This window comes from Noviherbaspirillum album (assembly GCF_035916955.1).
GTDB lineage: Bacteria > Pseudomonadota > Gammaproteobacteria > Burkholderiales > Burkholderiaceae_D > Noviherbaspirillum > Noviherbaspirillum album.
Genome location: NZ_JAWIIV010000005.1, coordinates 182,397 through 205,049, shown reverse-complemented (window position 1 = coordinate 205,049; position 22,653 = coordinate 182,397). Strand labels below are relative to the sequence as shown.

The following is a 22,653-nucleotide window of genomic DNA, read 5'->3' as shown; positions in this document are numbered from 1 at the left end:
GAAAACCATGGCAATCACGGCCAGCAGAAGCGCCGGCGCTCCCGGCGTCAAGGAACAGGTCTATCTTTGGGAAGGCAAGGACAAGTCCGGCAAGATCGTCAAGGGCGAACTGCGCGCCAACAGCGAAACCATCGTCAACGTGACGCTGCGCCGCCAGGGTATCCTGGTCACCAAGGTCAAGAAGAAAACCTTCTCGAGCGGCAAAAAAATCACCGACAAGGACATCACCCTCTTCACCCGCCAGCTGGCAACGATGATGAAGGCGGGCGTGCCGCTGCTGCAATCCTTCGACATCGTGGCCAAGGGACATGCCAATCCTTCGGTCGCCAAGCTGATTCACGACATCCGCACCGATATCGAGACCGGCAGCAGCCTGAACCAGGCGTTTCGCAAATTTCCCCTCTATTTCGACAGCCTGTTCTGCAACCTGGTCGCCGCCGGCGAACAGGCCGGCATCCTGGAAGAACTGCTGACCCGCCTCGCCGTCTACAAGGAAAAGACCCAGGCCATCAAGGGCAAGATCAAGTCGGCGCTGTTCTATCCCATCTCCATCCTGGTCGTCGCCTTCGTCGTCACGTCGGTGATCATGATCTGGGTGGTGCCGGCGTTCAAGGATGTCTTTGCAAGCTTCGGCGCCGACCTGCCCGCGCCGACATTGTTCGTGATGGCGATTTCGGATTTCTTCGTCGCCAACTGGTACATCATTTTCGGCGGCCTGTTTGCCGGACTCTACCTGTTCTTCCAGTCATGGAAGCGCTCGCCCAAGGTGCAGCGTTTTATGGACAAGGTGCTGTTGCAGGCGCCGATCTTCGGCGCGGTGATCCGCAAGGCGACCATCGCCCGCTGGACCAGGACGCTGTCCACCATGTTCGCGGCCGGCGTGCCGCTGGTGGAATCGCTGGATTCGGTCGGCGGCGCGTCTGGCAACGCCATCTACATGGATGCGACCAAGAAGATCCAGACTGAAGTCAGCACCGGTACCAGCCTGACCGCGGCGATGCAGAATGCCAATGTCTTTCCCAACATGGTCACGCAGATGGTGGCCATCGGCGAGGAATCCGGTGCGCTCGACCAGATGCTGGGCAAGGTGGCCGACTTCTATGAAGCGGAAGTCGATGAAGCCGTCGAATCGCTGTCGAGCCTCATGGAGCCGCTGATCATGGCGATTCTCGGCGTGCTGATCGGCGGTCTTGTGATCGCGATGTACCTGCCCATCTTCAAACTGGGAGCCGTGGTCTGATGTTCGATCTGGTCTTGTTCGCCCCGCCGGCCAGCCTCATCCCCACCGTGTTCGCCGGCGTGTTCGGCCTGCTGATCGGCAGTTTCCTGAACGTGGTGATCCATCGCGTGCCGAAGATGATGCAACGGGAGTCGGACAATTATGTCGCCCACGAAAGCGGCAAGCCGCTGCCGCATACCGACCGCTACAACCTGATGGTGCCGCGCTCCGCATGCCCCCATTGCGGCCACCGCATCACGGCGCTGGAAAACATACCGGTGTTGAGCTACCTGGCCCTGCGCGGCAAATGCGTCGAATGCAAGGCGCCGATCTCGGCGCGCTACCCTGCCGTCGAATTGCTGACCGGTGTGCTGTCCGCGTTTCTCGCCTGGCGCTTTGGCAGCGGTCTCGCGGGCTTGGCCACGCTGCTGTTCGCGTACCTCCTGATCGCGATGACCTTCATCGATGCCGATACCCAGCTGCTGCCGGACGACCTGACGCTGCCACTGCTGTGGTGCGGGCTGCTGGTCAACCTCAACGGCACCTTCGTGCCGCTGTCCGACGCCGTGATCGGCGCCGCCGCCGGTTACCTCGTGCTCTGGGCGGTGTATTGGCTGTTCAAGCTTGCCACCGGCAAGGAAGGCATGGGATACGGCGATTTCAAGCTGCTCGCCGCGCTGGGCGCCTGGCTCGGCTGGAAAATGCTGCCGATCATCATCCTGCTGTCCTCGCTGGTCGGCGCGGCGGTCGGGATCGCGCTGATCGTCTTTGCAAAGCACGGCCGCAACAATCCGATTCCTTTCGGCCCCTATCTTGCCGTTGCCGGCATGATCGCGCTGCTTTACGGCAAACCGCTGGCGCAAGCCTATCTCGGCTTCCCGGTGTAACCGCCAAACGGTTTAAGATGGCGGCCATGGAACAAGGTAAACGCAGGTTTTCAATCGGCCTGACCGGCGGCATCGGCAGCGGCAAGACAACCGTGGCCGACATGTTCGCCGAGCGCGGTGCCGCATTGATCGACACCGACCTCATCGCCCACCAGCTGACCGCTCCCGGCGGCCGGGCCATCCCCGACATCCATGCGCAGTTCGGCGCCGCGTTTCTGACCGCCGAGGGGGCGCTGGACCGCGGCCGCATGCGCCAGCACGTATTCTCCGATCCTCAGGCCAAGTCCAGGCTGGAATCCATTCTTCATCCGCTGATCCGCATCGAGACCGAACGCGCCGCGGACGCTGCCAGCGCAAAGCAAGCTGCCTACCTGATCTTCGTGGTCCCCCTGCTGGTGGAATCGGCAGGCTGGAAGCAGCGCGTCTCGCGCGTACTGGTGGTCGACTGCTCGGAAGACACCCAGGTACGGCGCGTCATCAGCCGCAACGGCCTGCCGGAAACCCAGGTGCGCGCCATCATGGCAGCGCAGGCGACGCGCGCGCAGCGCCTCGCCGCGGCCGACGATGTCATCGACAATGATGGCGACTCCTCCGCGCTCGCGCCCCAGGTCGACCGTCTGCACGCCATCTATAGTAAGCTGGCAACCCAACAGTAAGCCTTGGGCGCATGACGCGGCATGCCGCTCGCCGGGGACATGTTTCGTTACTAATTTCGGCATCCGCTCTATTTGTATTTTTTCATGGCTTCGTTCAGAATCACGTAATTATTTCCAGCCCACCTCTTGCCCAAAGGGAAGCCATTTTGATCACCTACGAATACCCTTTCAATGAGCGTATTCGCACACTGTTGCGGCTGGAAGACCTGTACGAAAAGTTCGTTTTTTTCCTGCACCAGGAACATCCGCAGCACCACCATGTCGCACTGTCGACGATTTTCGAGATGCTGGAAGTGGCCGGCCGCGCCGACCTGAAATCCGATCTTCTGCAGGAACTCGAACGCCAGAAGCAGATGCTGCTCGGATTCAAGGCCAACCCCAACGTGCTGTCCGAGCGCCTCGATGAAGTGCTGGCCGAAATCGACCGCAGCAGCGCCGCGCTGATGGCCTCGCAGGGCAAGACCGGACAAAACGTGCGCGACAACGAATGGCTGATGAGCATACGCGGGCGCACCATCATCCCGGGCGGCGCATGCGAGTTCGACCTGCCTTCCTATTACGCCTGGCAGCATCGCAGCCCGCAGCAGCGCTATGACGACATCTCCGGCTGGTTCGCGCCGCTGGCGCCGCTGTTCGATGCGATCGGCATGGTGCTGCGCCTGCTGCGCGAGTCCGGCAAGACGACCACCACGATCGCCCAGGCCGGCAGCTTCCAGCAGATGTTGCAGGGCAAGGTCTACCAGATGCTGCGCCTGACCATCGATGAATCGCTCGGCGCGATTCCCGAGATGTCGGCCAACAAGTACATGCTGTGGGTACGCTTTACCCTGCAGGATGGCGACATGAAACCAAAACCGTTCGAAAGCGATATTCCTTTCGAGCTGACTCTTTGCAATTTTTGAGGTGTGCAATGCCGACCGTAGTGGATTGCCCGACATGCGGCAAAAAGGTCGAATGGACCGAAGCGAACAAGTACCGCCCCTTCTGCTCCGATCGCTGCAAGCAGATCGATCTCGGCGCCTGGGCCGAGGAAAAATATTCCATTCCCGCCGTGACCCCGCCCCAGGATGCCGACGAAGACGGCACGCCGCGCTGATACGCTGATACTTCGTGCAGTTCGGTTTCGGTTCGACTTAGTTTCCCGAACCCTTCGGGATGCCATACTTGCGCAGCTTGTTGGCAATCATCGAATGCGAGGTCTTCAGGCGCAGCGCCAGCTTGCGGCTTGACGGATATTGCGGATACAGCGTCTCCAGCAGGGCGCGCTCGAAATTTGCCACCGAGTTGTCCCAGTCGTCCGACGACTGCACCGCCGTTGCCGACCCGATGCCGGCAACCGTGCGCGCCGCTCCTTCCGCCAGATCCAGATCGGTTTCGTCGAGCAGACGCTTGTCGGTCATCGTGATGGCGCGAAACACCACGTTCTGCAACTGCCGCACATTGCCGGGCCAGTGATTGGCGACCAGCGCCGCGCAGGCCTGCGGACCGAGCCTGCAGATCGGCTTCTGCGCCTGGGCGCAGGCGCGCTCGATGAAGTGGCGGGCGAGCGGCAGGATGTCGTCCGGCCGTTCGCGCAGGGCCGGCACTTCAAGCTGCAGCACGTTGAGCCGGTAATACAGGTCTTCGCGGAATGCGCCCTCGGCCACCATCTTGCGCAGGTTGCGGTGGGTAGCGCTGATGATGCGGACATTGACCTTGATTTCCCGGTCGCTGCCGATGCGGCGGAATTTTCCATCGTTCAGGAAGCGCAGCAGCTTGGCCTGCAGGTTGAGCGACATCTCGCCGATCTCGTCGAGAAAGACAGTGCCGCCGTCGGCCATTTCGATCAGCCCCGGCTTGCCGCCGCGCTGGGCGCCGCTGAAGGAACCCGGCATGTAGCCGAACAATTCGCTTTCCGCCAGACTTTCCGGCAGGGCTGCGCAGTTCAATGCCAGGAAAGGCGCATTGGCGCGCTGGCTGGCGGCATGGCAGGCCTGGGCCACCAGCTCCTTGCCGGTTCCGGTTTCGCCGACGATCAGCAGGGGCGCATCGACCACCGCCACCCGCGTGGCGCGGGCCTTGAGCGCCCGGATCGGCTCGGCGTCGCCGATGATGGCATCGAAGCCGCCGCCGCCGTGCTGCAGCGCATGCAGCCGGCCGCCGAGACGGCGCGGCGCGTGCAGCGTGATAACGCCGCCGATGGTCTGGCCAAGCGCGGAATCGGGCGCTTCGGATACCGGCGTCACTTCCAGCAGGAAGGGCTCGCCGTGAAGACGGACTTCGCGCGCGGGGGCTAGAAATCTGCCAGCCAGCAGCTCTGCCTGCAGCGGCGCTTCGCCGAACAGCTCCTCCAGCGTTTTTCCCTCCAGCTCGCTTTCGCGCAGATGCGTGACGGCCGCGGCCGCGGCATTGGCCGCGACGATGCGGCCCGCCGCGTCGACCGCCATGACCGGGTCGGCCATCACGGTCATCAGCGTATCGAGATGGAGGCGCCGCCGCGCTCCCGGCAGAACGTCGACCACCACCACGTTGAGCACGCCCGAAATGCCGAGGAAATCCTGGCGCAGTGAGGGAAGCAGTTCCGGCGTCAGCTGCGGAATGTCGATGAAGACATCGGAAGAATCGACCTCGACCGCCACCACGTTCATGTTGCGGCGGGCGAGCACGGCCAAGATTTCGTGGGCGATGCCGACGCGGTCGGCAAACTGAACATCTATCCGCATGGTGTCCGATGGTTGGCGCTGTGAGACTTCGTAAGCGGTAGCCCTGAGGGCGCCGCCATGTGTCCGCCATCATAGGGCAAGTTCAGCGCATTTTCAGCTGCCGCGCGTTGCTGGAGCGGCGCGTCCGGGCCGCGCTACACCGGTTCCGCCTCGTAGCCTCGTGCCGCCGACAGGCCTGCGTGCCAGCCGGAGGCAGGCGACATGGCTTTCAGGCGGGACAGGTCGAACGACTGCAGATGCTGCAACACCAGCTGATTGACGGCCATGGTGGCCTGCATCAGCAGCAGTTCGACGCCGGCCTGCGCCGCCGATGGAGACGCGCCGTCTGCATCAGTACGTTTTTTTGACGCTGTCAGCTCGGACTTCGCCGTCGACACGCACAGGAAGACATCGGCCAGCGTGAAGGTGCCCGGCGCGCAGGGACAGCTCCAGGCATCCTTGTGCCTGGTGTCGGTGAAGACCAGGCCCGCTTCGCGCAGCGAGACCAGCAAGGCGCGCACGGTGCGGGGCGAGTGGCCCGAGGCTTCGGCCAGCTGCGCCGCGGTCAGCGTGCGCGGACTTGCCAGCACCAGCCTGGCGAGCAGTTCGATCGCCATGGAAAACCGGGTATGCAACAACAGATCACCAAGGATGAATTCCTGCATGGCGGGCTCCATGGCGCGGGCGTTCATGCATGCGCCTCTTGGGGTTGCGAAACAGCGGCGCCGGAAGAACCGTAGCGGTCCATGAACAGGCCCTGGGTATCGATTTCCGGCCGCCTGCCGGAGACCAGGTCGGCCACCAGCCGTCCCGATCCGCAGGCCATGGTCCAGCCCAGCGTGCCATGGCCGGTATTGAGGAACAGATTGCGGTAAGGGGTCGGTCCGACCACCGGCGTGCCGTCCGGCGTCATCGGCCGCAGTCCGGACCAGAATTCTGCCCGCGCCACATCGCCGCCCAGCGGGAACAGGTCGACCACCGAATGTTCCAGCGTTTCGCGCCGCGAGTTGTGCAGGCTGAGGTCGTAGCCCGCGATTTCGGCGGTGCCTCCGACCCGGATGCGGTTGCCGAGGCGGGTGATCGCCACCTTGTAGGTTTCATCCATGATGGTGGATTCGGGGGCATGCGCGGCGTCGTGGATCGGCACCGTGATCGAATAGCCCTTGATCGGATAGACCGGGATGCGGATGCCGATGTCGCGCAGCAGCAGCGGGGAATAGCTGCCGAGCGCCACTACGTAGCTGTCTGCCTTCAGCTCGCCGTGCGAAGTCCTGACTCCGGTGATCCGCGCTCCATCCGCGACCAGCCCCTCGATCGCGACACCGTAGCGGAAGCTCACGCCGGCCGCTTCGGCAAGCGCTGCTAGGCGCTGGGTGAACTTGAAGCAGTCGCCGGTCTCGTCATTCGGCAGGCGCAATGCGCCGACAAATTTTTCCTGCACATGCGCCAGCGCCGGCTCGACCGCGATGCAGCCGCGCGGATCGAGCACCTCGTACGGCACGCCGTAGCGCTCCAGCACGGCGATGTCCTGGGCGGATGCGTCGAGCTGGTTCCGGGTGCGGAACAGCTGCAGCGTGCCCTGGGTGCGTTCGTCGTAGCTGATGCCGGTCGCGGCGCGCAGCTCGATCAGGCAGTCGCGGCTGTACTCGGCTAGGCGCACCATGCGGCCCTTGTTGGTTTCATAGCGGGCGGTAGTGCAGTTGAGCAGCATCTGGAACACCCAGCGCCACATGTCGCGGTCCAGCGCAGGACGGATCACCAGCGGGCTGTGGCGCATCAGCAGCCACTTCAGTGCCTTGACCGGAATGCCGGGCGCCGCCCATGGCGCGGAATAGCCGGGCGAGACTTCGCCCGCATTGGCGTAGCTGGTCTCCAGCGCGGCCGCCGGCTGGCGGTCGACGACGGTGACTTCATGCCCGGCCTGGGCCAGGTAATAGGCGGTGGCGGTACCGATCACGCCGCTGCCGAGTACGATGATTTTCATGATGCTGTTCCCGATGAGTTATGCGTTGAATTCGATGGCGTGCGATGCCTCGGCAGGCCGCCTGGTGTGTAGCGGCTCGGCGGCGAGATAGCGGCGGTGATAGCGCTGGCCGAGGCTGGTCAGGATTTCATAGGCGATCGTGCCGGCGGCGTCGGCAACGTCGTCGACGGTCTGCGCGGGTGAAACCAGGTCGACCAGGGCACCCGGCCGCACATGCGCCGGGTCGGCATCGGTGACGTCGATGGTGCAGGTATCCATGGAAATCCTGCCGACGATGGGTGCGCGCACCCTACCCACCATGACCGCGCCGCGTTTGCCAAGCGAACGCAGCCAGCCGTCCGCATAGCCTACCGAGAGCGTGGCGAGCCGCCGGGCCGATCCGGCCTGGTAGGCCGCACCATAGCCGACCGCGTCGCCGGCTTCGATCGAGCGTGTCTGGATGATGCGGGCTTGCAGGCTCACCACCGGCTTCATCGGATTGGCGGCGCCGGCGACCGGCGCGATGCCATACAAGGCGGCGCCGGGCCGCAGCAAGTCGAAGTGATAGCGGGGACCAAGAAAGATGCCGGAAGAATTGGCAAGGCTGGCCTTGCAGGCAGGGAAGCGCGCGCGCATCGCTTCGAACGCCGCGAGCTGCGCTTCGTTCATCGGATGGTCCTGCTGGTCGGCGCAGGCGAGATGGCTCATCAGGTAGCGCAGTTCAAGTCCGCGCAGCCCGTCCGGATCGTCGAGAACCGCGGTCGTTTCGCAAGCGGACAGGCCCAGTCGGGACATGCCGCTGTCGACCTGCACGATGGCCGGCAAGGCGATGTTCAGGCGGCGCGCCAGTGCGCGCCAGCCTGCGATCTGGACGGCGCTGTTGAGGACCGGTACCAGGCGGTGGCGGACGCATTCCATGTCGGCGCCGATGTGGTGAGGCTGGCCGTGCAGAATGTAGATTTCGGCATCCGAGGGAAGCCGGGGCCGGAGCCTGATGCCCTCCTCAAGATGCGCGACAAAGAAATGCCGGCAACCTGCGTTCGCCAGCGCCGCGGCAACCTGCTCCGCGCCAAGTCCGTAGGCGTCTGCCTTGACCGCCGCACCGCACACAGCCTTGGGCGCATGCCGTTGCAGCCGCCGGTAGTTGTCCGCGATCGCGCCGAGATCGATCGTCAAGACCGCGCCGGCTTGCGCTTCCCGCTCTGACATGTGTCTGCCTCCTTGATTTGCCGGCCATGGCGGATCGAAACCGTGCCGGTCGGAGGTATTTCAGCAACATGTGTGCCAATGCAAAAACACCCGCCGATTCAGGGACTTAGCAAATCATTGAGAAAAAGCTGATGGGAGAGGTGTACACGATCCAATACAGCGCAGAACTTGCAAGAAATTTTCGCAATAAAATCAATCGCTTGCGAAGATGTACATAATTACATACAGCGTATTGAAATCAATACAGATGGCGCTGGACGCCAGGATTTAGGAATAGCGCACCCGGTCCAGCCATTCGATCAGGGGGATTGTTGCTGGAAGCAGCGGCTCGACGCCGAGCGTGCCTTGCCATGCGAAAGCCTGTCCCTCCAGGCTTTGCGGCTCGCCCTTCCAATCGCGGCTGATGTAGAAATGCAGGCGCACATGAGCGTGCGGATAGACATGCTCGACGCCGCACCAAGGCTCGGCGGAGACGACCTCGATGCCGAGTTCCTCGACGAACTCCCTTTTGAGAGCATCAAGAATCGATTCATCGCGCTCCACCTTGCCGCCCGGGAATTCCCAATAGCCGGCGTAAGGCTTGCCCTCCGGCCGCTGGCCGAGCAGCACGTCGCCGTTGGGTTTCATCAGGATGCCGACAGCGACATCGATGGGGGCGGCGGGATTGGCAGTCATGAGGGTATAAGAGGTTCAGCCCGCAGTCTTGCCTGCATGATCGCGGGCGAATTGAAAGGCTACCCGGCCGGAACGGGAACCGCGCTGGAGCGCCCAGCGCAATGCGTCGCCGCGGGACTCTTCGATCTGCTGCGCATTGCAGCCGAAATGGCGCAGCCAGTGGGCCACGATATCCAGGTAATCGTCCTGCTTGAACGGATAGAACGACACCCACAGGCCAAAACGCTCGGACAGCGAAATCTTTTCCTCGACCGTTTCGCCGGGATGCAGGTCGCCATCCTCGGTATGGGTATAGCTTGCATTGTCCGACATGCGCTCCGGCAGCAGGTGGCGGCGGTTCGAGGTGGCATAGATCAGCACGTTGTCCGACTGCGCGGCGATACTGCCGTCGAGCGCCACCTTCAATGCCTTGTAGCCGCTCTCGCCTTCCTCGAAGGACAGGTCGTCGCAGAAGATGACGAAGCGCTCCGGGCGAGCCGCTACCAGGTCGACGATGTCAGGCAGATCGCCGAGGTCGTCCTTGTCGACTTCGATCAGGCGCAGGCCGCGGTCGGCGAACTGGTTCAGGCAAGCCTTGATCAGCGAGGATTTGCCGGTGCCGCGCGCACCGGTCAGCAGCACGTTGTTGGCCGGCCGACCGTCGACGAATTGCCGGGTGTTCTGCTCGATCTGCTGCTTCTGCGCTTCGATGTTGTGCAGGTCGGACAGTGCGATGCGGGCCGGATGCGCGACCGGCTGCAGGTAGCCGCGTCCATCCTTGCCGCCCTGCTTGCGCCAGCGGAATGCGGTGCCCGCATTCCAGTCGGGCGCGGGTGTGGCCGGCGGAAGGTAGGCTTCGATGCGGGCGAGCAGCGCTTCGGCGCGCGCCAGGAACTGGTCGAGTTGCGTCATGGGTTCAATCGAAAGGGGTCGCTGCGGTCAGGAGCGGTAGTCGGCGTTGATGCTGACATAGTCATGCGACAGGTCGCAGGTCCAGATGGTCGCCGCGGCGCTGCCGCGCGCGAGCCGCACGCGGATCGTGATCTCGCTCTGCTTCATTACGCGCTGGCCGTCTTCTTCCTTGTAATCGGGATTGCGGCCGCCGTTCTTGGCGACCCACACATCGTCGAGATAGAGGTTGATCTTGCTGACGTCCAGATCGCCGATGCCGGCATAGCCGATTGCCGCGAGGATGCGGCCGAGGTTGGGGTCGGATGCGTAGAAAGCCGTCTTGACCAGCGGCGAATGGCCGATCGAATAGGCGATCTGGCGGCATTCATCGGCGCTGGCGCCCTCTTCCACCGTGATGGTCATGAACTTGGTCGCGCCCTCGCCGTCGCGCACGATCATCTGCGCCAGTTCCTGCGAAATCGAGGTGACCGCGGCCGACAGCTCGGCATATTCGGACGATGCGGCATCGCTGACTTCCAGTTCGCCGGCGCCGGTGGCGATCAGCATGAAGGAATCGTTGGTCGAGGTGTCGCCGTCGATGGTGATGCAGTTGAACGACTGGTCGGCCGCCTCCTTCACCATGCGTTCCAGCAGCGGCTGCGGCACCTTCGCATCCATCGCGAGGTAGCCGAGCATGGTCGCCATATTGGGCTTGATCATGCCGGCGCCCTTGCTGATACCGGTCATGGTCACGCTCTTGCCGGCGATGGTCACCGTGCGCGATGCCGCCTTCGGCTGCGTGTCGGTGGTCATGATGGACTCGGCGGCGTTGTACCAGTTGTCGGTCTTGAGGTTGGCGATCGCCTGCGGCATGCCGGCCTTGATGCGGTCCACCGGCAGCGGCTCCAGGATCACGCCGGTGGAGAACGGCAGGATCTGCGACGCATCGCAGCCGAGCAGTTCCGCCAGCGCGGCGCAGGTGGCATTGGCATTGGCCAGGCCGGTCTCGCCGGTGCCGGCGTTGGCATTGCCGGTATTGATCAGCAGCGCGCGGATGGGCGCCGAGGACGAAGCCAGCTTTTCCAGGTGGGTCTTGCAGATCTGCACCGGTGCGGCGCTGAAACGGTTCTTGGTGAACACCCCGGCAACGGTCGCGGTCGGCGCCAGGCGCATCACCAGCAGGTCCTTGCGGTTGGCCTTGCGGACACCGGCCTCGGCATGGCCGAGCTCGATGCCGGCGACGGGTTTCAGATTGGCAGGAACGGGAAGCGGGAGGTTGACGGCCATGGCGGAGTTGCTCGTGGGGCAATTGGACAAGAGCGTTATTGTAAACGCATCGGGCGCTTGATGCGCCCGCCTTGATGAGGCTGATTGAGTCAGATGCATCTGATGCGCCGGCCCCTGCAATGAAAAAGTGCAGGTCGCCCCTGCCCTTCTTCCGGTGCACGCCTGCAGCGATCGACGATCAGCTCAGCCGGCCATGGCACTGCTTGTACTTCTTGCCGCTTCCGCAGGGGCAGGGATCATTGCGCCCGACCTTCGGCAGATTGGCGGCCTCCGCCTGCCGCTGCGCGTCATCGGCGGTCGCCACGGGGGCCAGCAATTCCTCCGGCGCGGCATTCGGATTGAAGTCCGCATGCTGGAAGTGCATGTTTTCCACCTGCGAATGCGACAGCTGCTGTTCGACGGCGTCGATTTCCTCGCGCGACTGGATGCGCACCGTCATCACGATGCGCACCACTTCGTTCTTGATCAGGTCCAGCATCTGGCCGAACAATTCGAAGGCTTCGCGCTTGTACTCCTGCTTCGGATTCTTTTGTGCATAGCCGCGCAGGTGGATGCCCTGGCGCAGGTGATCCAGCGCCGCCAGGTGCTCGCGCCAGTGGCTATCGATGCTCTGCAGCATGACGCTGCGCTCGAAGCCGCCGAAGGCTTCCTTGCCGATCACCTCGACCTTGGCGTTGTAGGCATCGTCTGCCGCCTTCAGCACACGCTCCAGCAAGTCCTCGTCGGTCAGGTTGGGTTCGGTTTCCAGCATCGTCGACAGCGGCACCTCGAGCTGCCACTCGCCGGCCAGCGCGGTTTCCAGGCCCTTGATGTCCCATTGCTCTTCCATCGAGTCGGCCGGGACGTGTTCCCGGAACAGATCGGTGAACATGCCCTGGCGCAGCGCCGCGATGAGCTCGGAGACTTCCTTGGCTTCCAGCAGTTCATTGCGTTGCTGGTAGATCACCTTGCGCTGATCGTTGGCGACATCGTCGTATTCGAGCAGCTGCTTGCGGATATCGAAGTTGCGTGCCTCGACCTTGCGCTGCGCGGATTCGATCGAGCGGCTCACGATGCCGGCCTCGATCGGCTCGCCTTCCGGCATCTTCAGGCGATCCATGATGGCGCGCACGCGGTCGCCGGCGAAGATGCGCAGCAGCGGATCGTCGAGCGACAGGTAGAAGCGGGAAGAGCCCGGATCGCCCTGGCGGCCGGAACGGCCGCGCAGCTGGTTGTCGACGCGCCGCGATTCATGGCGCTCGGTGCCGATGATGTGCAGGCCGCCGGCCGATACGACATGGTCGTGCAGCGACTGCCATTCATCGCGCAGCTTCTGCGCCTGCGCGGCCTTGTCGGCATCGCTCAGGTTGGGATCGCTCTCGATGATCTGGATCTGCTTCTCGACATTGCCGCCCAGGACGATGTCGGTGCCGCGGCCCGCCATGTTGGTGGCGATGGTGATCATCTTCGGACGTCCGGCCTGGGCGACGATTTCCGCTTCGCGCGCATGCTGCTTCGCATTGAGCACGTTGTGCGGCAGATTCGCCTTGGTCAGGATGCCCGACAGCAGCTCGGAGTTCTCGATCGAGGTGGTGCCCACCAGTACCGGCTGGCCGCGCTCATAGCAATCCTGGATGTCGGCGAGCATCGCGTTGTACTTTTCCTGCGAGCTTTTGTACACCTGGTCCTGGCGGTCCTTGCGCTGGCTCGGACGGTTGGGCGGAATCACCACGGTCTCGAGGCCGTAGATTTCCTGGAACTCGTAGGCTTCGGTGTCGGCGGTACCGGTCATGCCGGCCAGCTTGCCGTACATGCGGAAGTAATTCTGGAAGGTGATCGAGGCCAGCGTCTGGTTCTCGTTCTGGATCTTGACGCGTTCCTTCGCCTCGACCGCCTGGTGCAGGCCTTCCGACCAGCGGCGGCCCGTCATCAGGCGGCCGGTGAATTCGTCGACGATCACGACTTCGCCGTTCTGCACCACGTAATGCTGGTCCTTGTGGTACAGCGTATGGGCGCGCAGCGCGGCATACAGGTGATGGATCAGGGTGATGTTGGCCGGATCATACAGCGATGCGCCTTCCGGCAGCAGGCCCATGCGGGTCAGGATCTGCTCGGCCTTCTCGTGGCCGGCCTCGGTCAGCAGCACCTGGTGGGATTTCTCGTCCTTGGTATAGTCGCCGGGCACTTCGACCTTGCCCTTGCCGTCCGGCGTTTCCTCGCCGACCTGCAGGGTCAGCTGCGGCGGCACGTCATTCATCTTGACGTACATGTCGGTATGGTCTTCCGCCTGGCCGGAAATAATCAGCGGCGTCCGCGCCTCATCGATCAGGATGGAATCGACTTCATCGACGATGGCGAAATTGAGAGTGCGCTGAACGCGATCGCCGGTGTCGTACACCATGTTGTCGCGCAGGTAGTCGAACCCGAATTCGTTGTTGGTGCCGTAGGTGATGTCGGCGGCATAGGCTGCCTGCTTGACGTCATGCGCCATCTGCGACAGGTTGATGCCGGTGGTCAGGCCGAGCCAGCCGTACAGCCTGCCCATCCATTCGGCATCGCGCTGGGCGAGGTAGTCGTTGACCGTGACCACGTGCACGCCCTTGCCGGACAGTGCATTGAGATAGGCCGCCAGCGTCGCCATCAGGGTCTTGCCCTCGCCGGTCCCCATCTCGGCGATCTTGCCGTAATGGAGCACCATGCCGCCGATCAGCTGCACGTCGAAATGGCGCATCTTGAGCACGCGCTTGCTGGCCTCGCGGCACACCGCAAAGGCTTCCGGCAGGATGGCGTCGAGGGATGTGCCCTTGGCGATGCGATCCTTGAACTCCGGCGTCTTCGCCTGCAGCTCGGCATCCGACAGCTTTTCCATGGCCGGCTCGAGCGCGTTGATCTCGCGGACGATCTTTTGGTATTGCTTGACCAGTCGCTGGTTGCGACTGCCGAAAATCTGGGTCAGTAATGACATGCTTGAATTCTGATAATGGCCCGCGGGTCCCGGGATTACGCCCGCAGTGTCCGAACCTTGGCTAAATTGCGGATTCTATCATGCAGCCCGCCAAGCACTGCTTGATCCGGAATCAGCTCCCGGTGGAAACCTGGTAGCTGCATGTACAAGAGAAAACATGGGGATTGCTGAACAGGAAACAATACCCGATGGGCATTATTCCAGATAAGGATCTGTCATGACGCCGCTCCTTGCATCAATCCTTCGATGCAAGCGCGGCCAGCTTGGCCTGGTCCGCGCCTGCGGCGAGAAACTTGTGAGGGTCCTGCTGCACACCCTTGACCAGCACCTCGAAATGCAGGTGGGCACCGGTCGAGCGTCCGGTCGAACCGATGTCGGCGACATGCTGGCCGCGCTTGACGATGTCGCCGAGCTTCGCATGCAGGCGGGATGCATGAGCATAGCGCGTAACCATGTCGTTGCCATGGTCGATCTCGAGCATGTTGCCGAACTGATGATGGTATTCCGCGGCAATCACCACGCCGCCTGCGGCCGCCACGATGGGCGTGCCCGGCGCGGCGGCAAAATCGATGCCTTCATGAAAGGCGCTGCGTCCGTTGAAAGGATCAAGGCGCCAGCCGAAGCCGGATGCGTTGTAGCTGACATTGACCGGTTGGGTGGTGGGCAGCAGCTTGGACCGGATCTTCTGGCTCATCAGCGTGGTTTCCACCACGTTCATGTAATCGGCCCGGTGTTCTACATCCTTTGCGGTGGTTTCCAGCAACTGCTGGAATTCGTTCATGCTCAGGGGTTTTTCCTTGATGCCCGAGGGTGCGGCGCCGCCGCGTCCAGGCAATTCCTTGAAATTGAATTCCTGCGGCTTTACGCCGGCCAGTCCCTGCACCCGCTCGCCCAATGCATCGAGGCGCATCAGCTGCGCCTGCATTTCGCCGAGCTTCATGGCCATGGCCGTCAGGTTTTCCCTGACGTACCTGTCCTTCTTGTCGGTGTCATCCTGGGTAGCCGATGCCAGGGCTTCCTTGACGAGAGGGATATCGAGTTCGGTGGCGTGGCGAAAGGTGAAATAGTAGAGAAGAGATGCGGAGGCGATCACGGCAATGATGAAAGCCAGTGCTGCGAACAGCAGATGCCAATGGGTAAGCGTGACAGACTTGGCGTTAAAGCGTGGGTGCAACAGGATAATTTGCATTACGACTCCTGCGATTCGTCCATCATGGATGAGGTGTGATAAGGTTCCGGGCATGACTCGCCCGCCCTCATTTCTCTCTTTTCAGCCAGGCACAAGAACGACGCGCGGTTCAGCTAAACGGACCGCTCAAGGCGTAACTGATTATTTGCGCGCCGACGACAAGATGGCGGCGCTGTTGCCTGCGGTGAAACGGATGGCTGCCTTGCAACAGGATTGCAGGGCAGTACTTCCCGCGGTATTTGACGTCTGTTCGGTGGTGCAGTTCGACGCCGGACAACTTGTTTTTTCAATACCGAATGCGGCGCTTGCCGCAAGGCTCAAGCAACAATTGCCGAAGTTGCAAGAAGCTCTGCTGCAGCGGGGCTGGCAGGTTAGCGCAATACGGTTGAAAGTGCAACTAAGAAAGCTTGTCGAAAGACCAAGGCCGGTGAAGCAGCTGAAGCTACCTTCGCAAGCGCTGTCGGCGCTGGCCAGCCTCAGGGAATCGCTGGAGGACTCACCACAGAACGAGGCGCTGAAGGCGGCGCTGGAAGCCATGGTGAAAAGGCACCGCGGCGAACGCTGATCGGCTTGTCGCGCCGTGAAACGCCATTGCATGTAGCTAACTTCGCACATAGAAATACTGAAAAGTCCAAGTCCAGTGTTAAAGCAGTGCTATGTCTGGCAGCAAAGCAACCTCATCAATTTATTCAGCATCTCGCCAGCGCTTGTTAGTCCTACCTTATTGGAATGATGCGCGGTATCTGGAAGACTCTAACTAGTTTCACTTCGGTGTCGCCCATCACCTCGAACCAGTACTCTCCCTTTACCAAAGAAGTAAACTCCGAAGCACACAGTGTTAGCTCGCGATCGCCTAACTGATATTTACAGCATCCATCCAAGACATACACCAGATGCGGTAGACCTGCTCTCGACGTGCAGCGCACTCCAGCTTCATATTTATTCGGGGAGACCCTATATGCTTCTGACGGCACATACAAAGCCCGAATAGCTTCTACAGAAATCGGTTCATTCGAGATGTCTGACCAATTTTGTTTGAACATATCCATTGCTAATCTATATCAAAAGTTGATGCCAGATCTTGAGAAAGCTTCTCTGGCAATTTTTTCTGCCGATGCGCTTTGCGCTGCGGTAGCACCATTCAAGAAATGTCCACTATGGGGTTCGATAAATCCACCCAGATAACCATTTGCCGCATCCCCAAAAATTTCCGCTTCGCCTGCAGATAAAACCGGCCTCCCATCAGACAGCACAGCATGAGAAATCTCCGTTCCATTAGCTGCATATTTTGGTACAACCAAGACTTCACCTGACTCTGTGATTACAAACTTCACGGTCCCTTGATTGATAACATCATCAAAGGCCTTGCTTCCAATCTTTACAGGGCTGACCCCTAGCGATCTAGCAGTGGCCATCTCCGCGGATAAACGATCCGGCAATTGATTGAGGAATAGTTCTGCTGCATTTGACCCTTTTGCGAGTTTAGTCCCATTGCCGGCCAATACCCTTCCTGCTGCCTTAGGCACTTTTCCCACCGCACCCATCGGCAAGAACCCAGTCGCCGCCATGACGATCTCTCCCGGATTGCCGCTGTCGATGGCCTCCCATGCGCTTCGTGCCACTTCCTTCGGATTGAACATTTCGTTAAGAGTCTGACCGCCTGTACGGATATGCTTGCCCAGCGTCTGCGCAGCAGACGACTTCTCCATCACCGACGTCTCGCCTCGCAAACCTTGCATCAGGCCAGCCATCCCCGATGTCGATTCGGGCAGTACGAAACCTGCGGCACGAGCAGGACTTGGTGCTGCACCGCCTTGCTCCTGAGTGGCCTCATTCGTATTCAAATCAATCCGACTGGCCCCGATCACATCCACATGCAAACCCTGTATCGTGATCTTCCCGTTCGCTTCCATCCGTATCCGGCTCGCCCCCGCCTCCAGCACGATCTCCGTCGCCGCCTTCAACTGGATGAACTCCGTCTGCGACTCCAGCTCCACGCGCTTCTTCACCTTCGTCACCTGGAAGCCGTTCGTCACCGTATTGGTCTGGTGCGGCCCGTTCACCACTGTGGCCTGCGTGTGCTGCACGGTCGTGACCATGTCCTTCTGCGAATGGATGTTGATCAGCTCCTGACCCTTTTTGTCATGGATCACCATCTCGCAATAGCCACCTCCGCCAGGCGTCGAGCGGCTCTTGAAGCCCATTACGTGCGCTGCGCCCGGCAATGCATACGGCAGCGGCTGCGCGCTGTTGTACAACCGTCCGGTGCAGATCGGCCGGTCCGGGTCCCCTTCCAGGTAATCGATGATCACTTCCTGGCCGATGCGTGGTATCGCAACCGTCCCCCAGCCGGCACCGGCCCATGGCTGTGACACCCGGATCCAGCACGAACTGCGCTCGTCATGCCGGCCATACCTGTCCCAGGGGAACTGCACCTTGATGCGGCCATACGCATCGGTATGGATTTCCTGCCCCTTCGGACCGACCACCGTGGCCGTCTGCGGGCCCGGCATGCGCGGCTTCCTTTGCTGGCGCCGGGGGCGGTACGGGATCTTGCGGCGGATGCAGCTGAAGCTGTTGGCATATACCGGCGCGCTGCCGCGGTCGGCGAAGTTGTTCCTGGCGTCGATGCTCACCGACACGACCAGGAAGTCGGCATCGGTGTCGTCGTGGGCATCGAACCAGTGATGTTCGCTCAGCTTGAAGCTGCGTCCCGGGCTCAAGCTGCGGCAGTCCGAGGCGCCGCCGAACAGCTTGGCCTGCCATTCCAGCACTTCCAGCCGCTGCTTCGCTTCGCGCGCACCTTCGCCCGCATTGCGGTAGGCAAAGGCCGGGTTGCCGTCGAAGATTTCCAGTCGCGGCACGTCGCCTTGTCTGGCCAGCGTCGGCTGCTCCACATACTGCGGCGCGGATGGCGCCTTGAAGTCGAAGGTGTTGAGCGCCACGCGGGCCGGCTGCAGGCTGCGCTGGGCCGACAGGTGGGTGATGCCGCCGCGCTGGTGGGTGCGGTGGCCGCCGTTGAACTCGACGCTGGCATAGTGCTCGTGCGGCGGGCAGAAGGCGGCGTTGCAGGAGTCGTCGCAAATGACGAGGGTATGACCATCGGCGCGGTGCTCGTAGAAATAAAACAGGCCGTACCGCTCCAGCAGGCGGGCGAGGAACTGGGCGTCGGACTCGTGGTACTGGACGATGTAGTTCTCGGGCTCGTACTTTCCGCCGAGGCGGAACTGGACATCGGCGATGCCCTGGTAGTCCTCGCGCAGGATGCGGTCGATCACTTGCTCGACGGTCTGGTCCTGGAAGATGCGGCAGTTGACGCGGTGCGAGAGAAACGACATCCAGGGCAGGACTTCGGCGTGGTAGCAGGCGAAGCCGCCGTCGGCATGGGAGAAGGCGAAGTGGTGGATGTAGCCGTTGAGGTAGTGTTCGCTGCCGTCGTCCTGCTCGATGCCGATGGTGACGTTCTTGCCGATGAGTTCCTTGAGTTCGATGCCGGCATGGGTGGAGAGCAGCTGCAGGCGGATGTGGAAGGCTTCGGACAGCGCCGCATGGGCATGGAGCGTGTCGATGAGGAGCGTCTTGTCGGGCGGCAGCGGGGAGTAGAAGCGCAGCAGGCGGTTGGTGTCGGCGAACTGGGGGATGTTGGCCAGTGCTGCTAGGCTTTGCTCGGCGGCGTCGGCCTGTTCGGTGGAGGCGAAGGTGGGGAAGAACGGCGTGGCGGGTGTCGCGAAGTCGCGGATGGCGTGGCCGTGCAGCGGATGGCTGGCGATGTGCAGCACTTCGGCGGCTTGCTGCGCGAGACTGGCAGCCTTGGCGGCTTTGGCGACACTAGGCTTGAGCTTGCCGATGCTCACGGTAAGTGCAGTCAGCGAGGACAGGGACGATGCGGGCAAGGCGGACGGCGCGAGTTCGTTGAGCGGGTCCTGTTGCGGGTCATCGAATGGCTTGAGCGACATGGATTCTCCGCCGGTATTGTGCTCCTGCAACGTGAAACCAAATTAATCTGTCGAGGAGTTAAATAAATTAATAGCTATAAAGTTGCATTAATAGTAACACATGCAATAAATAAAATTGAATGATTTGCAATTATTGCATTACCTTTAATATTGATTCGGCCCGAAAAATGGTTCATTTTTCGCGTTGCTGGTCTTCACTCTCTACTTCTGGGAGAGGGCCGGGATGAAGAAATCCGGCCCAACGTATCCTCGGGCCGGATCTATAAACGTAATAGATGTGGAACGGACCAAACCGCATACGGGAACGTACTAAGAATAGAAAGGGATATGCAGTCGCCAAGGTCTGCCTTAATTGTAGGCAAGGCATTGAGCAAGTATTCGAACCGCGCCCTTTGTTCTGAGCCTGTCGGTCAGAATCTACCTCATCTGCTTGGAATCGAGCAAAATACCAATCGAGAAGGCGCCTCACATGCACGAGTCCACGTCGAAGTTTTAAAAACAGTGCTTCGCATGCAACCCGCTGCTCAGTTACCGATTACTCGGCTATCGCATCAATTCAATTGAAAGCCCATTCCTGGCCCGTCTGCTGCGCATAGGCGCGGGGAGCGCCTTCAGTCGTGGAGAAGGTCACGATTTCGTAGGCATCGGGATGCGCCAGCAGCTCGCGCAGCAAGAGATTGTTGAGGGTGTGGCCCGACTTGTGCGCGGTGTAGCTGGCCAGCAGCGGATGGCCGATCAGGTACAGGTCGCCGATGGCGTCGAGAATCTTGTGCCGCACGAATTCATTCTCATAGCGCAGGCCGTCGGCATTGAGGATGCGGTATTCATCCATCACGATCGCGTTCTCCAGGGAGCCGCCGCGCGCGAGTCCCATGCCACGCAGGGTTTCCACATCCTGCATGAAGCCGAATGTGCGGGCGCGGGCGATTTCCTTCACATAGGATTCCGCTTCGAAATCGACTTCCGCATACTGGCCGGTCACGTCGACCGCCGGATGATTGAATTCGATGAAGAACTTCAGGCGGAAACCGTCATACGGTTCGAGACGCGCCCATTTTTCCTGAGCTCCCTTGCCTTCGCGAACTTCCACCGGCTTTTTCACCCGGATGAATTTCTTGGGAACGGTCTGTTCCTGCAATCCGGCCTGCTGCAACAGGAAGACGAAGGACGCTGCCGATCCGTCCATGATGGGAATTTCCTCGGCGGTGACATCGACATACAGGTTGTCGATGCCGAGCCCGGCGCAGGCAGACATCAGATGCTCGACCGTCGACACCCTGGCACCGTCGCGGTCCAGCACCGAAGCCATGCGGGTATCGCCGACGCCGGTGGCGCTCGCGGGCAGGTCAACGGGCGGATTCAGATCGACACGGCGGAAGACGATGCCGGTATCGGGCGCCGCTGGGCGCAGGGTGAGTTCGACCTTGGTGCCGGAATGCAGTCCGACGCCGGTGGTCTTGACCAGTTGTTTGACGGTTCTTTGTGTGAGCATCGCGCAAGTATAACAACTTACCCATGGGTCAGTTGTTAAGGGATGTAAGCCTTGTTGGGCTTACACCACGCTTAAGTACTTCCTGGCGCGTATTATCGGGTGAACACGGAAAGCATTGCCATTGCTCATCTGGCCATCATTCAAGCCATTGCTGCGAGCGCTGCACCGCCCGTCTCCACTGGGCAAGCCTTTCATTCCTTTCGTCGCCCGACATCACCGGTTCGAAGCGTTTTTCCACCTGCCACTGCGCAGCGATTTCCTCCTGGGACTGCCAGTAGCCGACTGCAAGCCCGGCGAGATAGGCCGCCCCGAGGGAGGTGGTTTCGGTGACCGTGGGGCGAACCACCGGCACGCCGAGCACGTCGGCTTGGAACTGCATCAGCAGGTCGTTGCGCGCTGCGCCGCCGTCGACGCGCAGTTCGGTCAGGGCGATGGCCGCATCGCGCTGCATTGCCTCCAGCACATCGGCGCTCTGGTACGCGATTCCCGCCAGCGTGGCGCGCGCGATATGGGCCTTGGTGGTGCCGCGGCTGATCCCGACGATGGTGCCTCGCGCATAGGCATCCCAGTACGGCGCGCCGAGGCCGGCGAATGCGGGCACGAAGAAAACCCCGCCGGTATCGGGCACGCTCTGCGCGAGCGCTTCCACCTCGGCCGAGGTGTTGATGATGCCGAGGCCGTCGCGCAGCCATTGCACCGCCGCGCCGGCATTGAAGACGCTGCCCTCGAGCATGTAATCCGACTGGCCGTTGAGCGTCCACCCCACCGTGGTCAGCAGGTTGTTGCGAGAGGCGATGGCCTGCCTGCCGGTGTTGAGCAGCATGAAGCAGCCGGTGCCGTAAGTATTCTTGGCCATGCCGGGCTGGTGGCAGGCTTGGCCGAAAGTCGCGGCCTGCTGGTCTCCGGCGATGCCGGCAATCGGGATCGGGGCGCCGAACAGCTCGGCAGTGCAATTGCCGACGATGCCGCTGCTGGGCACCACTTCCGGCAGCAGGCTGGCCGGCACGTCGAGCAGTGCCAGCAACTCTTCATCCCATTGCATGGTGTGGATATTGAACAGCAGGGTGCGCGAGGCATTGCTGGTGTCGGCGACATGCCGTCCGCACAGCTTGTAGATCAGCCAGGAATCGACGGTGCCGAAGGCGAGTTCGCCGCGCTCTGCGCGCGCGCGGGCTCCAGGCACATTGTCGAGAAGCCATTTCAGCTTGGTGCCTGAAAAATAGGCATCGACCACCAGCCCCGTTTTCTTCTGGAAGATCTCGCCCTTGCCCTGCTCGCGCAAGTCGTCGCACAGGCCGGCGGTCCTGTGGTCTTGCCAGACGATTGCATTGGCGACCGGCTCGCCGCTGCTGCGGTCCCACAGCACGACGGTCTCGCGCTGATTGGTGATGCCGATGGCGGCGATGTCCTTCGCACTGACGCCGTTTTCCTTCAGCACCTGCTGGGCCACCGCCAGCTGGCTCTGCCAGATTTCGCCGGCATCGTGCTCCACCCAGCCGGAATGCGGAAAGATCTGGCGGAACTCCCGCTGCGCGACGCCGCGCGGAAGGCCGGCATGGTCGAACAGGATGGCGCGCGAACTGGTCGTGCCCTGGTCGAGGGCAAGGATGTATTGAGTCACCGGA

18 protein-coding genes are annotated in these 22,653 nt (G+C 61.7%); 6 read left to right on the top strand and 12 right to left on the bottom strand.

Annotated features, from left to right (window positions below; genetic code table 11):
* Positions 1-7: 7 nt before the first annotated feature.
* From RY831_RS08650 to yacG, 5 genes are all read left to right on the top strand, one after another.
* Positions 8-1,240: a type II secretion system F family protein gene (locus RY831_RS08650; protein WP_326505924.1), complete on the top strand. Its 1,233-nt coding sequence runs from the start codon at positions 8-10 to the stop codon at positions 1,238-1,240.
* Positions 1,240-2,106: a prepilin peptidase gene (locus tag RY831_RS08645; RefSeq protein WP_326505923.1), complete on the top strand. Its 867-nt coding sequence runs from the start codon at positions 1,240-1,242 to the stop codon at positions 2,104-2,106. The genes RY831_RS08650 and RY831_RS08645 overlap by 1 nt, the downstream gene beginning before the upstream one ends.
* 26 nt (positions 2,107-2,132) lie before the next feature.
* Positions 2,133-2,762 (top strand): dephospho-CoA kinase, encoded by a 630-nt coding sequence (gene coaE / locus RY831_RS08640; RefSeq protein ID WP_326505922.1) that lies wholly within the window; start codon positions 2,133-2,135, stop codon positions 2,760-2,762.
* 146 nt (positions 2,763-2,908) lie between these two features.
* Positions 2,909-3,664: a cell division protein ZapD gene (gene zapD / locus RY831_RS08635; protein WP_326505921.1), complete on the top strand. Its 756-nt coding sequence runs from the start codon at positions 2,909-2,911 to the stop codon at positions 3,662-3,664.
* Positions 3,665-3,672: 8 nt separating this feature from the next.
* On the top strand, positions 3,673-3,858 hold the full coding sequence (yacG, locus tag RY831_RS08630) for a DNA gyrase inhibitor YacG (RefSeq protein WP_326505920.1): 186 nt from the start codon (positions 3,673-3,675) through the stop codon (positions 3,856-3,858).
* 37 nt (positions 3,859-3,895) lie between these two features.
* On the opposite strand, the gene RY831_RS08625 is transcribed toward yacG, so the two are convergent.
* The 9 genes from RY831_RS08625 to RY831_RS08585 form a co-directional block, all read right to left on the bottom strand.
* Complete coding sequence (locus tag RY831_RS08625; RefSeq protein WP_326505919.1) at positions 3,896-5,464, bottom strand: sigma 54-interacting transcriptional regulator; 1,569 nt, start codon at positions 5,462-5,464, stop codon at positions 3,896-3,898.
* 134 nt (positions 5,465-5,598) lie between these two features.
* The gene (locus tag RY831_RS08620; protein ID WP_326505918.1) at positions 5,599-6,135 is read right to left on the bottom strand and encodes an Rrf2 family transcriptional regulator; all 537 of its coding nucleotides are present in this window, start codon (positions 6,133-6,135) and stop codon (positions 5,599-5,601) included.
* Complete coding sequence (locus RY831_RS08615) at positions 6,132-7,427, bottom strand: D-amino acid dehydrogenase (RefSeq protein ID WP_326505917.1); 1,296 nt, start codon at positions 7,425-7,427, stop codon at positions 6,132-6,134. Before RY831_RS08615 ends, RY831_RS08620 begins: the two co-directional genes overlap by 4 nt.
* 18 nt (positions 7,428-7,445) lie before the next feature.
* On the bottom strand, positions 7,446-8,615 hold the full coding sequence (gene alr, locus RY831_RS08610; protein WP_326505916.1) for an alanine racemase: 1,170 nt from the start codon (positions 8,613-8,615) through the stop codon (positions 7,446-7,448).
* A gap of 267 nt (positions 8,616-8,882) precedes the next feature.
* Positions 8,883-9,290, bottom strand: a complete 408-nt coding sequence (locus RY831_RS08605) for an NUDIX domain-containing protein (protein WP_326505915.1) — start codon at positions 9,288-9,290, stop codon at positions 8,883-8,885.
* Positions 9,291-9,305: 15 nt separating this feature from the next.
* A complete protein-coding gene (locus RY831_RS08600; RefSeq protein ID WP_326505914.1) occupies positions 9,306-10,181 on the bottom strand; it encodes an ATP-binding protein in 876 nt (291 codons plus the stop codon).
* A 27-nt stretch (positions 10,182-10,208) separates the two neighbouring features.
* Positions 10,209-11,447 (bottom strand): bifunctional glutamate N-acetyltransferase/amino-acid acetyltransferase ArgJ, encoded by a 1,239-nt coding sequence (gene argJ, locus RY831_RS08595; protein ID WP_326505913.1) that lies wholly within the window; start codon positions 11,445-11,447, stop codon positions 10,209-10,211.
* A gap of 178 nt (positions 11,448-11,625) precedes the next feature.
* Complete coding sequence (gene secA / locus RY831_RS08590) at positions 11,626-14,391, bottom strand: preprotein translocase subunit SecA (RefSeq protein WP_326505912.1); 2,766 nt, start codon at positions 14,389-14,391, stop codon at positions 11,626-11,628.
* 235 nt (positions 14,392-14,626) lie between these two features.
* Positions 14,627-15,580: a peptidoglycan DD-metalloendopeptidase family protein gene (locus RY831_RS08585; RefSeq protein WP_326505911.1), complete on the bottom strand. Its 954-nt coding sequence runs from the start codon at positions 15,578-15,580 to the stop codon at positions 14,627-14,629.
* Positions 15,581-15,632: 52 nt separating this feature from the next.
* On the opposite strand from RY831_RS08585, the gene RY831_RS08580 reads away from it, so the two are divergent.
* Complete coding sequence (locus RY831_RS08580) at positions 15,633-16,145, top strand: DciA family protein (RefSeq protein WP_326505910.1); 513 nt, start codon at positions 15,633-15,635, stop codon at positions 16,143-16,145.
* 496 nt (positions 16,146-16,641) lie between these two features.
* Here the strand turns inward: RY831_RS08580 and RY831_RS08575 are convergent, their stop codons facing one another.
* From RY831_RS08575 to glpK, 3 genes are all read right to left on the bottom strand, one after another.
* A complete protein-coding gene (locus RY831_RS08575; RefSeq protein ID WP_326505909.1) occupies positions 16,642-19,536 on the bottom strand; it encodes a type VI secretion system Vgr family protein in 2,895 nt (964 codons plus the stop codon).
* Between the two features lie 556 nt (positions 19,537-20,092).
* Positions 20,093-21,028 carry a UDP-3-O-acyl-N-acetylglucosamine deacetylase gene (lpxC, locus tag RY831_RS08570; protein ID WP_326505908.1) on the bottom strand — a complete coding sequence of 312 codons (936 nt, stop codon included), beginning with the start codon at positions 21,026-21,028 and terminating at the stop codon, positions 20,093-20,095.
* Positions 21,029-21,164: 136 nt separating this feature from the next.
* Positions 21,165-22,649: a glycerol kinase GlpK gene (glpK, locus tag RY831_RS08565; RefSeq protein WP_326505907.1), complete on the bottom strand. Its 1,485-nt coding sequence runs from the start codon at positions 22,647-22,649 to the stop codon at positions 21,165-21,167.
* Between the last annotated feature and the right edge of the window lie 4 nt (positions 22,650-22,653).

Bases quoted from the DNA above. Each gene is read 5' to 3' on its own strand.
- RY831_RS08650 (WP_326505924.1), top strand. From the start codon at position 8: ATGGCAATCACGGCCAGCAGAAGCGCCGGCGCTCCCGGCGTCAAGGAA.
- RY831_RS08645 (WP_326505923.1), top strand. From the start codon at position 1,240: ATGTTCGATCTGGTCTTGTTCGCCCCGCCGGCCAGCCTCATCCCCACC.
- coaE (WP_326505922.1), top strand. From the start codon at position 2,133: ATGGAACAAGGTAAACGCAGGTTTTCAATCGGCCTGACCGGCGGCATC.
- yacG (WP_326505920.1), top strand. From the start codon at position 3,673: ATGCCGACCGTAGTGGATTGCCCGACATGCGGCAAAAAGGTCGAATGG.
- RY831_RS08625 (WP_326505919.1), bottom strand. From the start codon at position 5,464: ATGCGGATAGATGTTCAGTTTGCCGACCGCGTCGGCATCGCCCACGAA.
- RY831_RS08620 (WP_326505918.1), bottom strand. From the start codon at position 6,135: ATGAACGCCCGCGCCATGGAGCCCGCCATGCAGGAATTCATCCTTGGT.
- RY831_RS08615 (WP_326505917.1), bottom strand. From the start codon at position 7,427: ATGAAAATCATCGTACTCGGCAGCGGCGTGATCGGTACCGCCACCGCC.
- alr (WP_326505916.1), bottom strand. From the start codon at position 8,615: ATGTCAGAGCGGGAAGCGCAAGCCGGCGCGGTCTTGACGATCGATCTC.
- RY831_RS08605 (WP_326505915.1), bottom strand. From the start codon at position 9,290: ATGACTGCCAATCCCGCCGCCCCCATCGATGTCGCTGTCGGCATCCTG.
- RY831_RS08600 (WP_326505914.1), bottom strand. From the start codon at position 10,181: ATGACGCAACTCGACCAGTTCCTGGCGCGCGCCGAAGCGCTGCTCGCC.
- argJ (WP_326505913.1), bottom strand. From the start codon at position 11,447: ATGGCCGTCAACCTCCCGCTTCCCGTTCCTGCCAATCTGAAACCCGTC.
- secA (WP_326505912.1), bottom strand. From the start codon at position 14,391: ATGTCATTACTGACCCAGATTTTCGGCAGTCGCAACCAGCGACTGGTC.
- RY831_RS08585 (WP_326505911.1), bottom strand. From the start codon at position 15,580: ATGCAAATTATCCTGTTGCACCCACGCTTTAACGCCAAGTCTGTCACG.
- RY831_RS08580 (WP_326505910.1), top strand. From the start codon at position 15,633: ATGACTCGCCCGCCCTCATTTCTCTCTTTTCAGCCAGGCACAAGAACG.
- RY831_RS08575 (WP_326505909.1), bottom strand. From the start codon at position 19,536: ATGTCGCTCAAGCCATTCGATGACCCGCAACAGGACCCGCTCAACGAA.
- lpxC (WP_326505908.1), bottom strand. From the start codon at position 21,028: ATGCTCACACAAAGAACCGTCAAACAACTGGTCAAGACCACCGGCGTC.